This window comes from Rosistilla oblonga (assembly GCF_007751715.1).
GTDB classification, from domain to species: Bacteria; Planctomycetota; Planctomycetia; order Pirellulales; family Pirellulaceae; genus Rosistilla; species Rosistilla oblonga.
Genome location: NZ_CP036292.1, coordinates 6,315,866 through 6,318,294 on the forward strand (window position 1 = coordinate 6,315,866; position 2,429 = coordinate 6,318,294).

Consider the following 2,429-nt stretch of genomic DNA (forward strand, 5'->3'; position numbering starts at 1 on the left):
TCGGCGGTCGCCGCACAGTAAATCGCGGTGGCAATCCAACAGCGGTCGCTGGCGGCATCGCGTCGCCCGGTCGTCAGTGTCACCAAATTGCAGTACAACGGTGGGCGAGAGGAGCGTCAAGGAAACGCAATGCCGAAGGGTTTTTTTTCGCAAGGTCTGTGTATCTTATTGAGCGAGCCGGTTTCGCTGGATCGGATCGCGCAAGCGCTACGCGGCTTTGAGATAGTCGGACAGCCGACTGGTGGTGACGATGAACTGATCGACCTGCCATCGCTGCTGCTAGGGTTCCGCCCCGACGTCGATGGCCAAGTTTTACTGAGCGTCGTCGAGAATCGCTGGCCCGACGAGATGGGAGATCCCCAAGAGCAGCCCGACGTGTTTGTCGCTTGGTCGCTGGGACAGTTTGGCCCGCTGGCTTACCCGGGTTGTCTGGAGCGAGCGACCGAACAGGCATGGGCTTGGGAGGAGTGCCGCGAGGCGACTCAAAAGCACACCTGTTTCATCCGCGTTCTGTGCAGCTACGTGATCGGAGTCGCCGACGAAGACGCGCCTCTGTTGCCCGAAGATTACGACGCCATCGACGAGATGGAGTATCTGACGAAGATCGCCGCGGCGCTGCTGACGATCCCCGAAGCGATCTGCTATTTCAATCCCGGCGGCGAAGTCTTGCGCGACGAGGATGGACTGCGGGAAGGGCTGAATTACGCCTGGAGCCACCATCTGCCGCCGTTGGACATGTGGACCAACGTCCGTCTGTTCCGCGCGACCGACGAGTGGTCGTTGATGGATACCGTCGGCAACGGACAGTTCGATCTGCCGGACGTCGAAGCTGCCTACCTGGCCGATAAATACGAAGCCACCGAAGTCGAAGGTTTCCTTCGCAACGCCTCGCTGTACATGCTCAAAGAAGGGGATGTCATCGAAGAGGATGACACCGCCGATGGCCCCGGCGACATCGTTTGGCGAGCGATCTTGTGCGACGATGCCCTCACCGATCCGCCTCGCCCGACGGTCCGCTGGTTCCCCGACGACGGCAGCGAAGCGCCGACGGAGTTGACCGACACGGGATTGTCCGACGATGAGATCGAAGAACAGCTGGATGAGCTGATGGACTTCGAAGATCCCGAAGACGACAACGAAATGCCCTTCTAAACGGGAATTGCAAGCGGGAACCGGTCGGTTGGTCCTCGCTAGCGTTGCTGCGGCCTGCGATCGCCCCTTCGTCTGGATGCAATTCGATCTTGACATGCGCTGCCACTTCGGCGATCTATGTCCCGATGCGGCAACGGCTTAACGCAACGAATCTGCTCCTGCTCCAAACGCTCTGCCTGATCGGCGGGGCGAGCGGTTGTGGCGTGTTGCGCGGTGACGTACCAGCCACCGAGATCGCCGAGAGCCTGCCGACGCCAGCAAAACTTGTGATCGACCTCGCCTCGATGGAAGGTCCTTCGCAGCGTCGCGATTGGCGTCCCGAATTAAGCGTGTTGCCCTACGCGGAATTCGACGACGAAGACGATAGCGTGATCGTCCACAACGTCCGCCAGTGCCGCTGGCGTTCGAGCGATGATTACGACGTCAAACACAACGACTGGAAGTTCCGCTGGGAAGACGTCCAAGGGGTCGACTTTATCGTCGTGCCGTTTCAAGACACGCCGATGCTAGCCCATACGATGCTCAGCTTCGATCTCGGGGATGATCGCCACATGGCACTCAGCATCGAAGCCCGTTTGGAAGCGGGCGAGACGTATTCACCGATCGCTGGCGTAGCGCGACAGTTCGACCTGATGTACATCCTTGGTGACGAAACCGATCTGCTGGGCATACGTGCCGAGGTTCGCCGGAACGACATCTTCCTCTATCGATCCAAAGCGACGCCGCAGCAATCGGCGCAGATCTTGCGAAGCGTCTTAGAACGCTGCAATCAGCTGGTGCAAACGCCCGAGTTCTACGACTCGCTGCGAAACAGTTGTGCGACCAACGTCGCCGACCACATCGCCCCCTTCGCTCCTGCAAGCCTGGCGACCGATTGGCGATTGATGCTCCCCGGGCACAGCGACAAGCTCGCCTACGATCTGAAACTCATCGACAACTCCAAACCGTTCGAACAGGTCCGCCGCGAGGCCTTTGTCAGCCTCAAGGCTCGCCAACACCTCGGTTCGAAAGACTTCTCACGGCTGATTCGCGAGTAACCTTCCGAAGCGATCGCCAGCAGGATCCGAGGGCGTCCCGATTCGCACCGCCGAATCGATCGAAGCCTCCGCCGCAAACTCCGCTCCGCTATTGGGGCCCGCCAGTTTGCCGGCGCTCCGTGGAGCTGCAAAGAAAAAGGCCGGCGACCGACACAGGAAAGTCGTGTCGACACCGGCCATGAGCGCTGAAGAGGCAACCGGTCTCCCAGTTGCCTCGGCAAGCTTTTTAAGGCAAACGCT

At 60.0% G+C, this 2,429-nt stretch carries 2 protein-coding genes; both read left to right on the forward strand.

Annotated elements, in window-relative coordinates; translation table 11 throughout:
* Positions 1–129: 129 nt before the first annotated feature.
* Positions 130–1,152: a DUF4261 domain-containing protein gene (locus CA51_RS22425; RefSeq protein ID WP_145123378.1), complete on the forward strand. Its 1,023-nt coding sequence runs from the start codon at positions 130–132 to the stop codon at positions 1,150–1,152.
* 89 nt (positions 1,153–1,241) lie between these two features.
* Positions 1,242–2,189: a lipoprotein N-acyltransferase Lnb domain-containing protein gene (locus CA51_RS22430; RefSeq protein ID WP_145123379.1), complete on the forward strand. Its 948-nt coding sequence runs from the start codon at positions 1,242–1,244 to the stop codon at positions 2,187–2,189.
* Positions 2,190–2,429 lie beyond the last annotated feature (240 nt).